This window comes from Paenibacillus provencensis (assembly GCF_042678545.1).
Lineage (GTDB): Bacteria > Bacillota > Bacilli > Paenibacillales > Paenibacillaceae > Paenibacillus > Paenibacillus provencensis.
Genome location: NZ_JBHTKX010000001.1, coordinates 1 through 20134 on the forward strand (window position 1 = coordinate 1; position 20134 = coordinate 20134).

The 20134-nt window shown below is 44.2% G+C and carries 17 protein-coding genes and 1 pseudogene; 11 read left to right on the top strand and 7 right to left on the bottom strand.

The annotated features are described in order from the left end of the window. Window positions 1-82: 82 nt before the first annotated feature. Window positions 83-928, bottom strand: coding sequence for a sulfurtransferase (locus ACFQ3J_RS00005; protein WP_251584279.1), 846 nt, complete (start codon window positions 926-928; stop codon window positions 83-85). 513 nt (window positions 929-1441) lie between these two features. Between ACFQ3J_RS00005 and ACFQ3J_RS00010 the strand changes: the two are divergent. From ACFQ3J_RS00010 to ACFQ3J_RS00020, 3 genes and pseudogenes are all read left to right on the top strand, one after another. Continuing rightward, window positions 1442-1638 (top strand): annotated as a pseudogene (locus tag ACFQ3J_RS00010) (suppressor of fused domain protein); the annotation flags it as partial. Between the two features lie 38 nt (window positions 1639-1676). After that, window positions 1677-2330, top strand: coding sequence for a DUF2625 family protein (locus ACFQ3J_RS00015; RefSeq protein WP_091158758.1), 654 nt, complete (start codon window positions 1677-1679; stop codon window positions 2328-2330). A gap of 36 nt (window positions 2331-2366) precedes the next feature. Further along, complete coding sequence (locus tag ACFQ3J_RS00020; protein ID WP_285850310.1) at window positions 2367-2501, top strand: hypothetical protein; 135 nt, start codon at window positions 2367-2369, stop codon at window positions 2499-2501. 52 nt (window positions 2502-2553) lie between these two features. Here ACFQ3J_RS00020 and ACFQ3J_RS00025 read toward each other — a convergent pair whose 3' ends face one another. Next, entirely contained in the window at window positions 2554-3495 is a 942-nt protein-coding gene (locus tag ACFQ3J_RS00025; RefSeq protein ID WP_091158757.1) for a DMT family transporter, read from the bottom strand. Between the two features lie 189 nt (window positions 3496-3684). Between ACFQ3J_RS00025 and ACFQ3J_RS00030 the strand changes: the two genes are divergently transcribed. The 4 genes from ACFQ3J_RS00030 (at window position 3685) to ACFQ3J_RS00045 (ending at window position 5967) form a co-directional block, all read left to right on the top strand. Continuing rightward, entirely contained in the window at window positions 3685-4125 is a 441-nt protein-coding gene (locus ACFQ3J_RS00030) for a hypothetical protein (protein ID WP_251584281.1), read from the top strand. A 201-nt stretch (window positions 4126-4326) separates the two neighbouring features. Next, window positions 4327-4887, top strand: coding sequence for an AAA family ATPase (locus ACFQ3J_RS00035; protein WP_251584283.1), 561 nt, complete (start codon window positions 4327-4329; stop codon window positions 4885-4887). Between the two features lie 255 nt (window positions 4888-5142). Continuing rightward, window positions 5143-5322 carry a hypothetical protein gene (locus ACFQ3J_RS00040; RefSeq protein ID WP_091158752.1) on the top strand — a complete coding sequence of 60 codons (180 nt, stop codon included), beginning with the start codon at window positions 5143-5145 and terminating at the stop codon, window positions 5320-5322. Window positions 5323-5355: 33 nt separating this feature from the next. Further along, the gene (locus ACFQ3J_RS00045; protein ID WP_251584285.1) at window positions 5356-5967 is read left to right on the top strand and encodes a flavin reductase family protein; all 612 of its coding nucleotides are present in this window, start codon (window positions 5356-5358) and stop codon (window positions 5965-5967) included. A gap of 157 nt (window positions 5968-6124) precedes the next feature. On the opposite strand, the gene ACFQ3J_RS00050 is transcribed toward ACFQ3J_RS00045, so the two are convergent. The 5 genes from ACFQ3J_RS00050 to ACFQ3J_RS00070 all read right to left on the bottom strand — a co-directional run bounded on the left by ACFQ3J_RS00050 (window position 6125) and on the right by ACFQ3J_RS00070 (window position 11113). After that, the gene (locus ACFQ3J_RS00050) at window positions 6125-7177 is read right to left on the bottom strand and encodes an AraC family transcriptional regulator (RefSeq protein ID WP_091158749.1); all 1053 of its coding nucleotides are present in this window, start codon (window positions 7175-7177) and stop codon (window positions 6125-6127) included. Between the two features lie 88 nt (window positions 7178-7265). After that, the gene (locus tag ACFQ3J_RS00055; protein WP_091159266.1) at window positions 7266-8279 is read right to left on the bottom strand and encodes a Gfo/Idh/MocA family protein; all 1014 of its coding nucleotides are present in this window, start codon (window positions 8277-8279) and stop codon (window positions 7266-7268) included. A gap of 46 nt (window positions 8280-8325) precedes the next feature. Next, window positions 8326-9408 carry a Gfo/Idh/MocA family protein gene (locus tag ACFQ3J_RS00060; RefSeq protein WP_251584289.1) on the bottom strand — a complete coding sequence of 361 codons (1083 nt, stop codon included), beginning with the start codon at window positions 9406-9408 and terminating at the stop codon, window positions 8326-8328. 129 nt (window positions 9409-9537) lie between these two features. Further along, on the bottom strand, window positions 9538-10578 hold the full coding sequence (locus tag ACFQ3J_RS00065; RefSeq protein WP_251584291.1) for a hypothetical protein: 1041 nt from the start codon (window positions 10576-10578) through the stop codon (window positions 9538-9540). Window position 10579: 1 nt separating this feature from the next. Next, window positions 10580-11113 (bottom strand): GNAT family N-acetyltransferase, encoded by a 534-nt coding sequence (locus ACFQ3J_RS00070; RefSeq protein WP_251584292.1) that lies wholly within the window; start codon window positions 11111-11113, stop codon window positions 10580-10582. A 267-nt stretch (window positions 11114-11380) separates the two neighbouring features. On the opposite strand from ACFQ3J_RS00070, the gene ACFQ3J_RS00075 reads away from it, so the two are divergent. The 4 genes from ACFQ3J_RS00075 (at window position 11381) to ACFQ3J_RS00090 (ending at window position 20073) form a co-directional block, all read left to right on the top strand. After that, window positions 11381-11671, top strand: a complete 291-nt coding sequence (locus ACFQ3J_RS00075; protein WP_091158742.1) for a DUF6509 family protein — start codon at window positions 11381-11383, stop codon at window positions 11669-11671. Between the two features lie 154 nt (window positions 11672-11825). Then, window positions 11826-14933 (top strand): sensor histidine kinase, encoded by a 3108-nt coding sequence (locus ACFQ3J_RS00080; RefSeq protein WP_251584294.1) that lies wholly within the window; start codon window positions 11826-11828, stop codon window positions 14931-14933. Between the two features lie 3 nt (window positions 14934-14936). Further along, window positions 14937-16067, top strand: coding sequence for a response regulator (locus ACFQ3J_RS00085; protein WP_091158738.1), 1131 nt, complete (start codon window positions 14937-14939; stop codon window positions 16065-16067). Between the two features lie 139 nt (window positions 16068-16206). Next, entirely contained in the window at window positions 16207-20073 is a 3867-nt protein-coding gene (locus tag ACFQ3J_RS00090; RefSeq protein ID WP_251584299.1) for an S-layer homology domain-containing protein, read from the top strand. The last annotated feature ends 61 nt before the right edge of the window (window positions 20074-20134 follow it).

Genomic DNA, 20134 nt, shown 5'->3' on the forward strand with positions numbered 1-20134 from the left:
AGACGCAAAAGGACTGCAACAGGTTATTAAAAAGCAACCTGTCACAGCCCCTAAACCCGCGTCCGACGCGGCCTCTCGGCTCTTACTCTTCTCCCGTCGCAATCGGGTTCTCACTGTACGAGATCCAGTCGCTCCAGCTTCCTGCGTACAGCTTCACTTTCTCATATCCGACTTCCTTCAACGCCAGCACATTGGGACAGGCCGTCACACCCGATCCGCAGTAGACGATAATCTCTTGATCTTTGGACACCGATTCAAACCGATTGCTTAACTCCTCAGCTGACTTCAATTTAGACGTGCCTTCCTGAAGATTGTCCTTCCAAAAATAGGAGACCGCACCTGGTATATGTCCAGCCTTTTTATCTAGCGGCTCTACCTCTCCAAGGTACCTCGGGTATTCCCGCGAGTCGATCAGCACAGCAGCTCCAGTGGTTGAAGCCTTACGCACATCTTCTATATCAGCCAGCAGGTGAGACTGAATATGCGGGGTGTAGGATGCCGGTATCCGAATCGGCACATCGGCAGTGACCGGGAAGCGCGCGGCCTGCCATGCAGCAAATCCCTCATCCATGATATATACCTTCTCATGACCGAGATAGCGCATCAGCCACCAGAATCTTGACGCCATCGCACCGCCTTGGTCATCGTAAGCAATAATTCGGGTCCCGTTACTGATTCCCACTTTGCGAATTCGGTCAACCAGCTGCTCTACATCTGGCAGTGGATGCCGTCCGCCGTGACCTTTTTCATGCACGGGTGAAGACAGATCCTGCTCCAGATCAAAATAAACAGCCCCTGGTATATGGCTCTCGCTAAAGACTTGTCTGCCTGACTCCGGCTGACCCAGGGCAAAACGGCAGTCGACAATCGCCACATCCGGTTCATACATACGGGCTAGCACCCATTTCATGGATACGATAAATTTCATTGCTTATCACCGCTCTTTACTTGGAATGTTGGTTTATACGTGCGAATGCTGTTATGTAAAACATGTCTAGCTGTATTTTACTTTAAATAGAGCTCACCGCCAATCCGCATGCGAAATAGATAAATCCTTTATTGGATGTCTCTAAGTAAATGTTTTTTTATTCTATAAATATAATAAGAAGGAAGTGTGACCCAGGAAGAATTAAGCAGAAGGAGTTCATATTCACGCATTTTTTCGAACAACTGAATTTTTATGAGTTGAGAATTCTTAAACGCTAGAGCCTACTTATGAGGATAAGAACCGATATCTTCAGCAAATTCTTCCAGTCGAACGAAAATCCTACTTGACGTTTGGCGTGCATTTCATATCTGATTGTTATTTCTGTTTTGTATTTCATGTAGTAAATAATGCTCAAATTTGCCTTATTCAGCAATAGGCAGTCAAAATCCAACTATAATAGATTATTAGACAGTGGATGAATTCTAGGAGGACGATGAAAAGATGAGTAAAGAGATGAATGAAGAAGTAAATGAACAGATGGATCAAGCACCCGGTTGGGATGCCATAGATGAAGCATTAAAGCCTATTTACGGAGATCAGGAGCCAAAGGATTATGGGACTTTGCTTTCTTATTCTCTTGGAGGTCAGGACCCGCTTGATGGGATCAGTGCATATAAGTCAGAGCGCGGGGGCCGCATTGGCATATCGTATGATAGAAAGGGTTTTGAATTCAAAGGAGGGGAGAAGGATGGGATATTTAACGATTCAGGAATTGCTTCACAAAGAGGACCATGCTTGGGAAGAGCTTGAGAATAGGCTAAGTCAGGGTAAAAACAAGAGTGTGATCATTCCCGCAGAGCATGAATCTGGAGCAGACACGCTATATCGTTTGCAGGTCAGCACCAAATCCTACTTGGGCGCCGTAGCTTATGAAACGGCAGGTATTCTGTTTGACCATGGATGGATTACGTTACTCGGTGCAGGGGGTGACGGTATATACGGCAGTCTTCCGTACTGGAATGGACTTCTCGATCGTGAGGGCGTTCCCGCTCTTGAAGGAATGCTGCTTGTCGCCTATGATGCGGCGGGCGGATTTTTCAGTTTGAATATCGGCCGTTTTGGAAATGACGGGCTCATCTATTATTATGCGCCGGATACACGGGAGTGGGAATCGACGGATCTTGCGTATTCCGGTTTTGTAAGCTGGCTCGCTGATGGGGATCTAGCCCAGTACTATGAGACCTTTCGCTGGAAAGGGTGGCAGGAGGAGACGAATCGGCTTCAGCCAGGTGAGGTGTTTGCTTATTATCCACCCCTGTGGACGGAAGAAGGCAGCGGAGCCAGCAGCAGCAAAGGGAAGATCTCGGCCATAGAAGCATGGAATACCGTTTTGGATGTCTAGGATGATCTGATGAAGCAAGGAGCAGGAGGAGAGGTTATGGCTCAGAAAGCCATCTTGGCGCTTGCCCGTGCCGGAAATGCTGAAAGAACAGATGAAGATTGCTGCTGTACTGGATGTCATTATGTGTTGAAACGGCGGGAAAATAGGGACAAACTGAAGCCAGAGTCTTAGAGACTCTGGCTTATAATAATCCGCAAAATCATGTGTAGTTCTAGTTGACCCACTAAACTTCCGATGTGCTTGGTTTCTGCTGAACCGGAGGCAGCATTTCTTCCTCCCCGTGAATGTTGTTTTTGCCATACCTCAGGAAGATCCATACGCCAAGCAAAATAATGAATCCTGCTATTAACTGCACACTAGTGAGTGCCTCGCCGAGCAGCATCCAGGCAAGAATGGAGGCAAATACAGGCTCGCCCAGTACGGCCATCGACACTGTCGCCGCATTCATTACTTTAAGCAGCCAGTTGAACAGATAGTGGCCGAACAGTGTAGGGACAATCGCAAGCAGGAGGAATATGCCCCATTCTCTTGCATCATATCCGGTAAAGGGAATGCGATTCACACCATTGTAGGCGGCAAGAGCAGAACCAGCGAATAAAAACACCCAAAAATTATATACATAAGCACTGATGTTTTTTCTAAGATGCTGTCCAAACAGCATGTGCACGGCTACAGCAATCGTTCCCAGAAAAGATAGAAAATCACCCAGCAGCGCATCTCCCGATATTTGGAAATCCCCTGCACCGATGACAACTGAACCGATTACCGCCATCCCCATTCCGATGAGCATGACTTTATTGGGGCGGATACCGAACAGCCACATGGACCCGAGCATAACAAGGATCGGCTCAAGTGTGAGAATAACGGTTGAACTGGCGACAGTAGTGAGCCGGAGCGAGCCCATCCATAATAAAAAGTGGAGACCAAGCATCAGACCGGAAGCTGCTAGGAACAGCCATTCTTTTTTTGTCAGCCGAACGATATCGTGACGGTATTTATAAAGAAGAGGGGCCATGAGCAAATTGGTGAGAAACAGACGGTACATCGCGATAACAGACACTTCCGCATCCGACCAGCGAACAAAGATGGAAGAGAATGAGATGGCTATGATACCAATGATATAAAGCATTTCATACTTACTGAAGGAACTTTTAGCGCTAGACATGATTGAATACTCCTATGGTGTATGTATTTTTCTTAAGCTTAACTCAAACATACACATTATACCGGAGCAGCTAGCAATTAGGAATAGCAATTCATTGGCAACGTATAACCTGTACCGAAAGATCAGCTGATTAACAAGAATGGTATTCGTGTAATAAACAGTAAGGCTATTTAATTGGAGGTAACTCGGATGAAAAAAAGAAACCGACAAACATCAGCTACCTTGAGTGTAACGATCTTGCTGCTGACTGCGGTGATTACTTCGGCAGAACAGACTGCAGCGGCTGAAGCGGCAGCGAGCCTGGAAGCGACAAGTACTGCAGAGCCGATCGTACGTGGAACAATCGTCGAGACGCAAGCCGAAACACAAAAGGAACAAGCTGAAGAGAATATAATAGAAGAAACGGCGATCTATACGGGTCTTGCCGATCCACATACCGCTGAGTTCAAGATTGACGGAGAGGCTGCTGCTTTTCAGCTGGAAGAAGGCCTGATGGAGCAATTGGCGCACTGGCGCAGTGGAACACAAGTGGAGCTTAGGTATACCATTAAAACATTCGATAATCTGCCGGATGTAAGACAGCTCGTTCTTCATGAAGTTGAGATGACAGACAAGAAGAATGATGAATGAGATGGGAGGCTTGTGTATCGCGCATGGAAAGAATTATTTATGAATGCGTTTACATAAAGCTCGTGGTGAAGTGCTTTTAACAAATAAAGATCGTCAGGCATATGCCTGGCGTTTTTTTGTGATTACATACTTCTTGCCTCTTAGAATAATATGGAATATTATGTATTGAAATATTTGGAAAATTAGAAGGTGAGATACGGTATGAAGTTTGTCATTATTTTTGGACCCCAAGCTGTCGGGAAAATGACGGTAGGGCAGGAGCTGGAGAGAATTACAGATTTGAAGCTGTTTCATAATCATATGACGATTGATCTGGTATCCCGCTTTATTAGTTACGGAACTCCGTCAGGCAAGCGGCTCGTTGGTCTGTTTCGCAGAGAGATTTTTGAAGAGGTATCTAAGAGTGAATTGCCGGGTCTTATGTTCACTTTTGTGTGGGCTTTTGACCATCCTGATGATTGGACTTATATCGAAGAGATCAGCCAGATTTTTGAGTCTAGAGGGGGGACCGTATACTACGTTGAACTGGAGGCAGATATAGAGGAGAGGCTTAAGCGCAATAACACACCGAACCGGCTAGAACACAAACCGACCAAACGGGATATTGAATTCTCTGAGCGAGATTTGCTTCAAACCATGGCACGCCATCGGCTGAATTCCTTGGAAGGGGAAATCAAGAAAGAGCATTACATAAGAATTAACAATACCGAGCTGAGCCCGGAGGAAACCGCAAAGCGAATCAAAGAAGCATTTCAATTATAGAAAGGAATGTATGTGATTGGAACAAAGAAACGTGACTAATATAATTTGCTGCTTGATTATAGGAGGATCGATCATAATCGCTAGTGCACTATATTCGAAAACGGAGGCGAACTCGACACCTGTTGCGGCCCAGACTGTTATTCCGGGCCCGGCATTTCTAATTAACTCTTATCGAATTGGATTGTTTAGCTTGAAGATGTTACCCTATTGTTGATATGAATGAGATAAATATAGATAATGAGGGAGAAACCAAACATGAGATCAGAAGACCAGGTTAAACGCAAATTAAATGAACTGAAACGGCAGCTGGATATGATGAAGAGCCGGATGTCTGCCGAAGAAGCGGCGGCAAATGTACAGGTGCTTCGTTTGGAGGATATGATCATGATGCTGGAATGGGTCATCGATCAACCAAGCGGCAGCTACCACGTGTAATGGATTTATATACAGTGATAGGAGAGGAAGCAAATGGTATCTATTGATCCTAGTGAGCAAAGTGAACGTGATAATTATAAACTGCTGACAGGCAGCATCATTCCCCGGCCAGTTGCGTTTGTAACGACATTATCTAAGAATGGTGTGCTGAATGCCGCTCCATACAGCTATTTCAATATCGTCACAGCTAATCCACCAATGATATCCGTCTCCGTTCAGCGAAAGGACGGTCAGATGAAGGACACGGCCCGCAATGCAAACGAGCGTGGAGAATTTGTCGTACATATTTCAGATGAGACGTACATCGAGGAAATTAACAAGACAGCGGCCAATCTGCCGGAAGACCAGAGCGAAATTGCTCTGACAAGCTTGACACTTGTGCCAAGCATAAATATTGATGTTCCTGGCATAGCGGAGTCCAGAATACGGATGGAGTGCGTATTGGAGCATTCCATTCCTCTCGGAGGAGAGAAGAACGTGCCCGGATGCGACCTATTGATTGGACGAGTCGTTCATTTTCATGTCGATAATGAGCTCTATTATGATGGTAAGATACGGATGAAGGATTTGCGCCCGATATCAAGACTAGCAGGTAATGATTACAGTAAGTTGGGTGAGTTGTTCTCCTTGCAGCGTCCTGAGTAAAACACTCGAAGTTGTCTTCGTTGTAACACAGACGCTTAAGAGCCTCCATAAGCTGGGGGCTCTTAAGCGTCTTGTCATGTAAAAGGATGTGATTCCGACGTGGGACGCCGTATGCCGTATGCCGTATGCCGTATGCGTCCTCACTTCCATCCGGCGCCTAAAGGAGTGAGCTTTCCCGCTCAGAAAATCGGTAAGCCGAGACTGGAGCTGAAGAGATGTCCGTATTCGCTTGCAGCATCCTGATCCTCATAGATTTGCGGTATTCCATGGGCGTTATCCCGTAGACTCTCTTGAATACGGCATGGAGATAATTAGCGCTGGAATAACCGGTTTCCTCCGCAATCTCATCTATCGTGCTGTCGCTTGTTGTCAGCCGCTTGCAGATATGAGACAAACGGATGGATTCCAGCATTTCGGTAAAGGTGCCTCCGCCGTATTCTTTCAATATCCGCTGCAGCTGACGGGCACTAAGATGTATCCGATCTGCAACGACTTCCACGGTGAGCGGCTCCATATAGTTATCCTTCATGAATTGTTCGGCCAGCAGGTATCGATGACGCCCCATATCTCTGGAGGGGAGAGAACGTCCGGGCTGAGGAAAATAAGCTCTGGCTGTACGAAGCATAATATTAATGACGGCTTGCTTCATGAGCGTAAATAAACCAGGTTCATTCCGATACCAAGCGGTATAGGCGGTAAGAAAGCATTCCATTGCTTTGAACCGATCGGTCGTCGGGATCTTGGGAAGTGAGCTCAGCTGACGTATACAGGCTTCAGCCTCATTGTATTCCTCTTGGATTCCCGTACTCCAATAGCCTTGTTCCATAGGGGAGTTATCATAAGCGGCAGAAGGCCGTAGCGGAACAATTTCGATTCTGAGGCACAGCTCCTCCATGGCCTCATCAGGAGCGGCTTCCTGATAATGCATCACATGAGGGCCGGTTAGATACATCATTCCCTCCGATAGCTTATATTCCTGATCCTCTAGTATAACCTTGCCTTTGCCCCTCGGAATAAAATGGAATTCAAACTCACTTGAATGCTTATGAAACTCAATGATTTTACCCGCCGGAAAGGTGATCAGATGGAACTGAACGACCCGGATCCCGTAATGTCCCCAGGAAAAGTCTACATTTAGCTGCTCCAGTGCATGGCGTTGTTCATTCATAAGTTCATAGGGGTAAGACAGGCTGGATTCATTCCGTTCCATCTTGCATGCCTCCTTGCTTATTGGCCTAAAGAATATCAGATGATCATATTTAGATTTGTATAATGTAGAATCAGAGCTTTTACGCTCTTTAATTAGGAAGCTTGAGCTTGGTGGTAAGCTTCTCTGGCACTCCGCTCCTCGCAGAACGATTGGAGGCTTCCATCAGCTGAGTCAGCTGAGATCCCATGACCAAATTTGCTTCAAATACGGTACCAGCCTCGATATGGCTGATCCACTGCTCAAAGGCACTTGGCTCTGCATCAGGCAGATCCGCCGTTTGCCATTTCTCATCATTCGCTCCCCGGTATAGGAGCTTGCGATCATGATCCGAGTAGAGAAGGCTGCCTTCTGTGCCGTGAATTTCAAAGGAAAAAGGGGAATGACGGTTTACAAACCCAGCTTCCACAACACCAAGCGCTCCGTTCGCATAGCTGAGTTGGACTACGGCATTATCTTCAACTTCTTTGCCAGTTACATAGCCATAACTGGCGTAGACTTGCTCCGGCATACCCAAGAACAGATTGGCTAAATACATCGGGTGACATCCGAGATCTGTCATCGCACCTCCGCCCGTCTCCTTATAGCTGAAGAAACGTTCCGGAAGCCAGCCTTGATGGTTGGTACCTTGCGGAATCGCTCCATTATGAGATAGCCGGGTACGAACAAGGGTGAGCTGCCCCAACAGACCGCTATGAATAATCTCCATTGCCTTGAGTGTGTAGGGCTCATACAATCGTGGCAGGGAGGCGGTGAGAGTTACGTTCTCCTCCTGTACACATCGGAGGATATCAGCGCATTCTTCTGTTGTAAGCGCGATCACTTTTTCGGTGAATATATGCTTTTTGGCTCTCGCTGCACGGGTTATGACCTCATGATGAATAGCCGTGCTCGTAACAACAATAACGCCATCGATCTCTGGACTTGCGAGCAGCTGATCCAGATTCTCATAGAATGGAACACTGCGTTTGGCTGCTTCTGCTCGTCCGCGTTCGATATCCTCATCCCATATAGCCGTAACTTCTGTCAGAGGATGGGCATCCGCTTGCGATGCATAATCACTCGCGTGGACATGCCAGTAACCGAGAATTCCAAGCTTCAGCATTTTGCTCATCATATCGACCTCGCTTCCATTGTATTGTTGTGGTTAACTATTCAAAATAAATCGCTTTTCCGGTTCTGCTCGATTCATATATGGCCTCAAGTATCTCTGAAACGACACAGGCTTGTTCCGGTGTAACCAGCGGCTCGGTGTCATGCAGGATGGCATCATACCAGCTGCGCATCTCAAGATCAGGTGCGGAATCGGATTGGCCTTCATAGAAGTCTGCGCCTTTGGCATCCAATGAGATTTGATTCAGGAAGAGCTTGCCATGAGTTTCGCCGTTAATACGCAGGCCACCTACCATATCTGCACCGCCTTCGGTTCCACATAAGGTTGTCTTGGCTTCCTGAACGTCCATGATATTCAGTGCCCAGCTGGCTTCCAGTGAAATCGTGGCTCCGTTCTTCATAACAATTAGACCGACAGCGGAATCTTCGACATTGAATTTGGCTGGATCCCATGGTCCCCAGGCGTTTGCAGCATTTTCTTTGGAGGACAGCTTATGGAAGGATCTGCCGAGGACAACGCTGGGTTCGTAGTTATCCATCAGCCATAATGTGAGATCAAGTGCATGAGTACCGATATCGATCAGCGGTCCGCCGCCTTGTTTCTCTTCGTCCAGAAATACGCCCCATGTGGGTACCCCGCGCCTTCTAATCGCATGGGCTTTGGCGTAATAAATTTCGCCAAGTGTTCCGTCCTGTACAATCTTCTTCAAGGTCAAGCTATCCGAACGGAAACGGTTATTATAACCGATCGTCAGCTTCTTGCCCGACTCCTTGGCTGCGGCCGTCATTCGCTTGGCGTCATCTGCGAGTTTGGCCATCGGCTTCTCACACATCACATGCTTTCCGGCTCTTAGTGCTGCAATAGAGATTTCGGCATGCGTATCGTTTGCCGTCAGCACATGTACAACCTCAATCGACTCATCCTGCAGCAACTCTGTGTAATCGGTATATACCTTAGCTTCCGGCAATCCATACTCCGCTCTTGCCTTTTCTGCCCGTTCCGGTATGAGGTCACAAAACGCGACAATGCCCGCTTCCTTAATCTTACTTAAGCTTGGTAAATGTTTCCCGAATGCAATGCCGCCGCAGCCGATGATGGCTGTTCTGATCTGTTTGTTCACGAGAAAATGTCCTCCTTATTCTGCCAATGATGGTGAAGATATGAGATTCGTTTCGGGAACATTTTAGCATGACAGCCATCTGCGGGGATATTCCAAGATTATGACATAAAAGAGTGCAAAATCACGACATCATACCTGATTTTTACGATTCATCCTGCTCATCTGCTTCTCAAGCTTATTGAAGCCTTCCGATAAGTTCGTCATTTCCTGCTGCTGGGTTGATACGAGGTCCAGTACATCTTTCAGGCTGCTTTTATGTTGTTCTGTGATATTGGCTGTATCTTCCGCTCTTTCTTTGGCGACCTGCAGCATATCCTTTAATTCAGCCATTAGTTGATCGTAGTTGCGTAATTGTGGAGTGTTTTCTCCTGTCCCGCGTGATCTCACGAGCTCTGCATTCATCGCTTCTACCTTCTCGCATATGAGAATCATCTGATGACGGTGCGAGGCAGAGTTCTGATTCTGTACTTCATAAGAATATAGAATGTTCTCGATGGAGGAGACGATCTCTACGGAACGCTGGTTGGTCGTGTCTACGGTGGTATTCAGATTGGTCTGATATTCACGAATCGATTGGACCGATTCCGTTAATCTGGACAGCATATGTTCCATCGCTTGCTTCGCTTCGATCACTTTTTGCGTCTTGCTTCGGTTCTCCAGCTGCAGATTATTGTTGAATTTAGCCTGCATAATATTAGAGACGGACACAAAACAAAAAGTAACGATGTAATACAGGAGATCGTTCACGTTTGTCGAATGGAATATGAATTCACCTTGAGTAAAGAAGTAGTAGCATAGAATGGCTAATGTAATCAGCGTTGTCATCAGATTAATAAACCGATCCTGGTAAATTCCCATGATAGCGACATAAAAATACATGGTCATGATGTTGATCATGTGAGGATCAATATGATTAATCATGAACATAAAAATACCAATCACGATCATATTAAAATACTTCATATAAGGTGTAAGCCGCTCTTCAAATTTAGAATAGCTGGCCACAATCGTCATCGGAACGAGCACGAGAAATATGATCCCCTCCACCGTAAGTACAAATCTCAGCGGGATTCCTAATGCAAAGTTAAGCATTTGTACGACAGTAATGACCGTGGCAAACACGGCAACAACCCAGTTGTTTCTCTTCCTTAGTAAGTAATGCTTGTCCACGTCAAAAAACACCCGCTTTCCATTCCCCGGGTGGACTATACCAGTCATATGGAGCTTGTTCATACACTTCTTTCAGATGAAAAAGAGCTGGAATAGCAAGAGCTCCCTTAAACCACTCTTCCTTCTGTACTTGGGTTGTTCTGATACGATACGTATGGTTGAACAGCTCAAATACGTAAGGATCTGCCATTCCAACGGCATGAGTGTATTGATGTTCTTTGGCATAGTGAATCATGAAGCTGACAATTTCTCTTCCGAGCTTGCCGCGATAGCTTGGCAATACAGCAAAACTATCGACCTCCACGAGATTCATCCCGTCTAATACAATATCATCAAATTTATTTCTTATAAAAGGCCTTGAATATGCATAAGGTGTAAATTGAAAGGTTCCCCCGGGTTCCTCGTCTATATAAAAAAGGAATTGCTCCGAATGGGGTTCAGCATATTCCATTTCAAACCCTTTCTCATCCCAGCTTGTCTTTTTAATGAGATAAAAAATATCGAGTTCTTGCTGAGTACCGACTTTTCTATACATCTTTCTTCCTCCTGCTGGCGTGTTGTCGTATCTAAGTATATCGGAGATTGAGGAAAAAGACTGTAGTTAATTCTGATTTCCAGCAGAAAATAGTGCCACACTGTTGTCACTTTGAGCTCGTATACTGTGAATCGTCAATCCTTTTGGAACACCCCGTATATTTATCGCGTGAAAGCGAAAAGAATAATAAGAAGGATAGACCCTTACGATTTCAGGTGTGTCTTGATATAATAAAGCGTCATAAGGTAGAGAGGATGAATTACATCAATGCTTGAAATGAGAAGCTATAGATTTGAAGAGGTTAAAGATCCGTTTGGCATTCTGGCAGGAACCCGTTATGAATTCCATATTGATCTGGACGTAGAGGAAGATGACGAGCTGTACTCCGAGAACGGTGTGTACATCCGGGTCATTTATAGAACCAGCGAAGCGGATTCCGGTATTGTCAAATATGAGCTATACGAGAGCGTAACAGATCAATATTTGGATTTTGATCTGGAGGAAGATGAGATCGCTGTCCTTGATGCGTTCTGTAAGGAGAAGCTGACAGAAGTCTAGTCAGAAAGAATCAGCCGGTATGTGAGTGAAATTATAAAGAGTTTCTTTTGATAAGCAGCAGTGCTGTTGTCGAAGGAGGCTCTTTTTTTTTGTTAAATCAAAGCTCTTTAATAGCCGATAAATAGGTGAAATGATTGTTGAAGGAGCGGGCTTTTTGTATAAAAGATTATTAACGATTTCTATCATCTTTATTGTCTTACTTTCTTTGATTCCCATATCTATTCTTATTAGTAACGAAGCACGTCAAGAATTACAAGTACAAAACGGAGTGATGGACCTCGCAGCTTGGAATCCAGAGCAGGACGGCAGGATAAAGTTGGATGGTGAATGGGAGTTTTATTGGAATGAGTTACTTCCCCCTTCCTTCTTCAGGCAAGACTCATCAGAGGCTGCTTCCAGAATGATAATGAAAGTGCCCTCTGATTGGACCCAGAGCAGAATTAACGGCAAGCCTCTACCTGCGCACGGGTATGCGACTTATCGGATGGTACTGAGCAATGTTCCTGATCATATGGTTTTTGCATTAAAAAAAACGAATATCCGTTTTTCAAGTGATATTTATATCAATGGTGAGAGGTTGCTGTCTGATGGGAATCCCTCTGATCGCAGTACAGACTATACAGCAGGCAATATCCCTCAAATGGGAGGATTCCCATCTACTGGTGATGATATAGAAATTATAGTTCATGTAGCTAACTATGATTATATAAATGCTGGGATTCCAGCTTCCATTTATTTTGGCGAGCTGAACCATATGACGAAACATCAACAACAGCTGATCGTTCGTGAGTTCAGTTTGATTGCTATCCTGGTTACACTTGCGGTTATATACGCCGTATGCTTCATAGCTGCATGGCTGAATGGAAAGAAAGATTATTCATTGCTTCTATTTTCCTTGATATGCTTACTATTTTCTATCTATCAGGGGCTAGTAGGGGAAAGGGTCTTATTGCTGTTTGGTTCAAGCTTTTCCTTTGAATGGATCTACAAAATAAAGGATATCAGCTCGATAACCTACTTTATCGTACTTGCTCTCCTCTTCAATCAGTTACAACAGAATATCATTTCACGAAGAGCTACGAAAATAACGATTACCGTACTTAGTATATTTACACTGCTTATCGTGCTTCTTCCTATTCAAAGCTATACCTTAATTCAAGTATATGTAATTGTATTTTATGAGCTTCTTCTGCTATGGATGCTGGTGAGGGCAGGGGGACTGTACGTTAAAAGTACAACAAATCAGCGAATAAATTCTTTATTGTTGTTTTTAGGGATGCTCACAATAAATCTGTATTCATTAGACCTGCTCTTGTTTGCATTCTCTCTAAAAGAAGAGATATGGCTTGGGCAATTATACATTGTTATTTTTAATATCATTATGATCTTTCTCGTTGTGCTTCGTTTCTTTACGGCTTATCAGAAAATGAAAGAGATGAAAAATAAATTGGTTAGGCTTGATAAAATTAAAGATGATTTCTTAATCAATACATCTCATGAGCTAAAGACACCACTTGGTGCGATTGTGGGTATTACTGACTCGATCATTCAGCGTGTTGAAGGACCTCTTAACGAGCAGCAAATTCAGAATTTAACCATTGTTAAGAACAGTGGAAGAAGATTAACTATGCTGGTTAACGAATTGCTGGATTACTCCAAGATGAAGAATGGAGATATAACAATCTATAAGAAAAGGATGAATCTGAAAGCATCTGTAGACGCGGTTATTAAAGTGCAGATGTTTATACTCGGGAACAAGCCCGTCCGTCTCATAAATAGCATTTCTGAAGCATTCCCGGATATTTATGCCGACCCTGATCGATTACTACAAATTCTGCATAATTTGATTGGGAATGCGATTAAGTATACAGACCTTGGTGAAGTTGAAATAAGTGCAGGGATGAATCGAAATACGGTCGTGATTCATGTTAGAGATACTGGAATTGGAATCGCTCCGGATATGGAAGAGGTTATATTCCAAGCCTACGAGCAGATTGAATCCTCATCGAAATACGATCGAAGCGGTATAGGCATCGGACTGAATATTACTAGGAAGCTCGTTGAACTGCACGGGGGCCAGATTCAGGTGGAATCTGCGATCGGAGAAGGATCTGTTTTTACATTTACCCTACCACAGCTAGGTATGGATTCAGCTGAGCGGGATACAGCATCAAAGGAACATCATGTGGAGGCTAACGAGTCATTGAATTTACAAGTTCAATATCCGTTATATCTGGAGGGTAAAATCAAAGAACCCATATTGGTCGTCGAGGACGACTTAGCCAATATGCAATCCATAATCAATGCTTTGAAGCTGAAGGGTTACTCGATTGTTGCCGTTAACAATGGGCATCAGGCGCTTCAGGAGCTGGATAAAAACCAGGATTTTTATCTTGTTATTTTGGACATTATGATGGCTGATATGAGCGGTTATGAGGTACTAACGAAAATCCGAGAAAGATATACGCTTTTTGAGCTGCCAGTATTAATGCTTACAGCGAGAAATAAGGCTGATGATATGAGGGTTGCTGTGGATAACGGTGCGAATGATTACGTCGGGAAGCCATTTGAGACAGAGGAATTGCTGGCTAGGGTCAACAACCTTACCAAAATGAAAGCAGCTGTGAAACATGCGAAGGACGCTGAAATTGCTTTTTTACGCTCACAAATTAAGCCGCACTTCTTATATAACGCCTTGAACTCGATAGCTGAGCTATGTATCGTTGAGCCTTCTCAGGCAGAAGATTTGGTGCTCCATCTTTCCAGTTATTTAAGAAATAGCTTTGATTTTAAACAGCTGGATTCGTTCACTACGCTCGAGAAAGAATTAGCACTGGTTGAAGCTTATGTCCATATTGAAAAAGCAAGGTTTGGCAGCCGAATTCAAGTAGAGTATGACATTGACGCGGATCCATTTATCCAAATTCCCCCCCTCAGCCTGCAGCCGTTAGTAGAGAATGCAATCAGACATGGGCTTATGTCCAACTCCAATGGAGGAATTGTTAATGTCGTGGTGAGGAAGCAGGAGGATTATATGATGTCCTTTTCCGTATCCGACAATGGTTGTGGGATGAGTGAGAAGAAGCTTAAGGAGATTCTATCTCCTCAGACAGAGACAAAAGGTGTAGGCCTGTGGAATATAGGTCAGCGAATCAAACTGTTATACGGTATCGACTTTGAGGTTACAAGCGTGGAGGGAGTCGGGACACGAATTATGTTCCAAATTCCGGCCCATCCAGAATACATGAAAAGGAGTAATTAAAGAATGCTGCAAGCCGTTATTGTGGATGATGAAGAGCTCTCTATTAATCGCTTGAAAAGACTGCTGACGGATAATGAGGAAATAGAGGTTTGCCGTACTTATTTGAATCCAAAGGATGCCCTTGAATATATAGAAGCAAACCACGTGGACATCGTATTTTTAGATATTTCAATGCCTGAATTAAATGGAATGGAGCTATCCAAGTATCTGAAGCATCACAATGACTCCATTGAGGTCGTTTTCGTAACCGGATACGATGAATATGCGGTTCAAGCCTTCGAAATTAGCGCACTGGACTATCTATTAAAGCCTGTCACGGCACAGAGAGTAGAGGTGACTTTAAACAAAATTCGCAGAACCGTTTCAACTAAGATCCAAGAAAAAAGGCTGACTGCAGAGACCACTGATCTGCTCTTGAAGGTTGAAATGTTTGACGGATTTAAAGTATATCAAAGCAATCATCAAAAAGAATGGGTTAAGCTGAGAAGCCCTAAGACGGAAGAATTGTTTGCTTTTTTGCTGCATAAAAGAACAGTTAGTCGTGATGAGATTATTGATACTTTATGGAAAAATTTTGAGCCTGAAAAAGCTTGGAAAAATCTGAATTCCACCCTGTACTACATTCGCCAAGCTATTAATGGCTGCTACAAGGGAGCATCTGTTATCCAAGCAACCAGAAATGAGATTCGTATTGATGTAGGGTATTTGTCCTGTGACATATATGAGTTTGATCGTTTGATGAAGCAGCAAAGCAACAGTCGTATTTTTGAAATTGAACAAGTAGAGTCAGCCATGAAGTTGTATACCGGACCGTTTCTGAAAGGAAAAACATACGAATGGGCGAGCAGCAGGGGGTTAGAGCTTGAACAGGATTATATGAAAATGCTTGAATATGCTGCCAAATACTATAGAAAAACAAATCATAGCGAACGGTCTCTATACTTTTATGAAGAAATGATCAGAATAGATGCTTTTCGTGAGGATATTGGCGAAGAATTGATAAAAATGTACTTAGAGCTGGGAAGGGAAAAGGAAGCGCTCCGTTTTTATCAGAATTTAGAAGATTTATATAAAATAGAACTAGGGACAGAACCGGTATCTTCTATTAAAAAGCTAATCAGCTCACTTGTGTAATGATGCAAAAAAGGGCCTTGTATGATAAGTCTATTATCCTAGGTCCTTTTTACTTGTTTATTTTTTGTTTATTTCATAAATGTATAATTTAGGAGAATTATGTCGAATTGAGCAATTAGTAATAGAGGGGAAGAAACAAATGAACCGGAAATTTGTAAAAATCGCCGTAAGTACGACGCTATCTGTTGGTATTGCGGTATCTGGAACTGGTTACAGTGGGAGTGCCTGGGCCCAAGCAGCAGGCATGGGTTGGAGTACGGAAGATAGAGAAACGGTGCTTCAACCGATTGAGGAGGATTCTGGAAGCCGGGAAATTAGCGTTTCCTCTATACTTCAGGATAAGGTGCCGTCCGAGGAAGTGCTGGGTATAGCTATTATGGATACGGATACTGCAAATGGAATCTGGGAGTATTACAACGGGAGCATCTGGTACAACATTGAGAAAACGGATGGAGGAACCTCTTATCTATTACTGGCAGGTTCAGATAAAATTCGCTTTACTCCCAATCCGAATTGGAATGGTCAGGCAAGTATGAAGTACAAGCTGTGGGATATGTCCAGTGGAAGTAGATATGCAAAAAATGTAGATACGAGCTCAGCTGCTTATAGTACGGATCAGGGAGAAGCATATATTTCGGTGACTCCTGTAAATGACGCGCCGTATCTGACGGATGAGCAAGCAGGAGAGTATCTTTATTTTGACGGAAATGGAGATTACGTTACGCTGCCATCCAACATAAATTCGATTTACGCAGATTCCTTCACAGTTGAAGGATATTTAAAGGTGAATCAGTTTAACACTTGGATGAGATTTTTCGAGTCTGCCAATGGTCCGGGCAGTGATAACATCTTTGTCGGATTTACTCAAGGCAAGATGAATTTTTCCGCATACAACGGTTCAAGTGGTCCTGTTGATGGGGCAACTAATAATATGACTACAGTAGAAAGCTTTCCTTTGAATCAATGGGTTCATGTTGCGCTAGTGTACAATCAGGAAGAGAAAAGAGCGTATATCTATTGGAATGGTGAGCTTAAGGCTTCTGGTGCTGCAGATTTAAGCTCTATTGGATCTAGATTTAGAGCAAATCATTATCTTGGCAAGAGTAGCTGGGGACAGGATGGCTATTATTCCGGAGGCATGAAGGATGTAAGGTTCTGGAGTAAGGCGAAGAGCAAAGAAGATGTCATTCGAGAAATGAATACTACGCTTACAGGTACAGAGACCGATCTCATTGCGAGTTACAGCTTAGACAGCAGCAGCAATGGAGATAACGCTGTCAGCTTGCCAGAAGTAATGAATGGCCAGATTGAAAATGCTGTATTTAAACAAGCAGAAGGATTCATCAGCGCAGTTACGACAGACATGAACAGAACGGCAGAGAGAGCGTTTAAAGTGTTCGACGTAGATGGAGATGAGCTTCAAGTTACAGCTGTGTCGTCTAACCCGAATCTCATTTCAAATGATAATTTGGAGATCAGCGGGGCTGAAGAGAATCGAACAATTACAATGAAGCCAACAGCTAATCAATATGGTACATCCAGAATTACAGTCAAGGTTAATGATGGAATAATTACTGAATATTACGACTTTCAGCTTATTGTAAATGGAACGGGAGAAATTATTGTAACGGATGTAATATTGAGCAAGAATGATCTTGAGTTGACTGTGGGTGGAGAGAATGAGCAATTGAGTGCGTCTATATCCCCTGCAAATGCAAATAATCCTAATGTAATCTGGTCCTCCAGCGATCCATCAGTTGCTACTGTTGATGAGAACGGTGTTATTACACCGGTTGGACCTGGCTCAGCGATTATAACTGTCACGACAGTTGACGGTGAGTATACAGATACAGTGACAGTCAATGTGGCGGACAAGCCAGGCAACCCTGAGAATGTGGCTGCAATTCCGGGTGATGGTGAAGCGATAGTTAACTTTACAGCGCCTGCCTTCGATGGAGGCAGTCCGATTACGAATTACACGGTAACTGCTCAGCCTGGGGGTATTACGGCTAGTGGTACGGAAAGTCCGATCAAAGTTACAGGTTTGGAAAATGGTATAGCCTACACCTTCACCGTGGTAGCGACTAATCGTGCAGGAGATTCCCTATCTTCGATTTCATCGGCAAGTGTTACACCAATGCCGCCTGCACCAGGAGCGCCAATATTGCTTGAGCCTGTTGCTGGTAATGGAGAAGTGACCTTGACTTGGAACGGAGTGGACGAGGCAACGGGATATAAAGTGTTCATGAGTGAATCGCCGGAAGCGATCGATAACGAAGTAGCTGCCGTAACAGATTCAGTCTACAGTCACACCATTACAGGGTTAACGAATGGCAAAGCCTATTATTTTGTACTAAAGGCAACGAACACGGGCAGTGATAGTGCCCCTTCCTTACCGGTTACTGCTACGCCGATGACGGTTCCTGGGGTGCCGACCAATATAACGGCCACAGCAGGCAATCGTCAAGCGATCATCACCTTTACTCCTCCTGTGGATGACGGAGGAAGCCCAATTACGGGATATGAAGTTACCGCCATGCCAGGAAACCATAAGGTGTTTGGAACATCTAGCCCTATTACAATGACAGGCTTGGATAACGGGACGAGCTATACCTTTACGGTTACCGCCATTAATGGCAAAGGAAACAGTGTGCAATCTGCTGAATCGGAGTCTGTGACCCCATTGGTACCAACTGCTCCGCCAAGCGAGGACGATACAAATGTACCGACTCCGCCGACTACTCCAGTGACGGCACCACAAGCTGAATCAGAAATTCTGATAAACGGCAAAGCAGAGGATATCGGAACCGTGTCAACTAGTGAGCAAAATGGTCAAAGTGTAATCAAAATGTCTATAGACGAACAGAAATTAAATGATAAGCTTGCAAGTGAAGGTTCAAGCTCAATCTTATCCATTGCTGCCAAGCAGGAATCCGATGTACTGATCGGTGAACTAACCGGGCAGACAGTCAAGAATCTGGAGAAGACAGAGACCAAGCTCGAAATCAAGACATCAAATGCAGCATATATTCTGCCTGCAGATGCAATCCGAGTTGATGAAATTTCGAAAGAGTTTGGAGCTGCAGCACTTCAGGATATTAAATTTGAAGTGAAGGTTGCAGCGACCAATAGTGAAATGGTTAAGGTAATCGAGAATGCAGCTGTAAACGGCAAATTCACCTTGATTACACCTGCTGTTGATTTTTCTATAAGTGCCACTTATGGTAATCAGTCCGTTGAAATTTCTGAATTTAATCAATTTGTTACTCGGATGATTGCTATTCCTGATGGAGTAGACGTAAGCAAGATCACGACGGGCGTCATCGTTGATGCAAATGGCTCGGTACGTCACGTACCAACCAAAGTTACGCAGATCAACAGCAAGTATTATGCAATGATTAATAGTTTGACGAGCGGCAATTCCTATTCTGTAATTTGGAATCCTATTGAATTTAGTGATGTACAAGGTCACTGGGCACAAGCTGCAGTAAATAATATGGGATCAAGAATGGTAGTTGATGGAGTAGGCAGCAGCCTGTTCAATCCTGATCAGAATATTACCCGAGCAGAATTTGCGGCAATTATTGTTCGCGGGTTAGGGCTAGCACGTGATAATCAACCATCGTCATTTACGGATGTAGCTATGTCAGACTGGTATAACAGTGCTGTAATAACAGCAGCCGAATTTGGACTTATTCAAGGTTTTGGAGACGGCACCTTCCGTCCGAATGAACAAATTACTCGTGAGCAGGCCATGGTCATCATTGCAAAGGCGATGGAAATCACGGAGCTGAATACTACGCTGCCGACGGATGCTTCCCAGCTTGATACTTTCGTGGATGCACCAGATGCGTCGAAATGGGCGAGCGTGGGCATTGCGAAGAGTGTACAAGCAGGCGTTATTAATGGCAGAAGTGAAACCAAGCTTGCTCCAAAAGCAAATATGACCAGAGCTGAAGTTGCAGCGATTGTAGAGCGGCTCCTCCAGAAATCTGAACTAATCTAAGATGTGGATAAAAGAGAGTTTCTCATGCAAGCAGGTAGCTCCTGTTGCAGAGAAGCTCTTT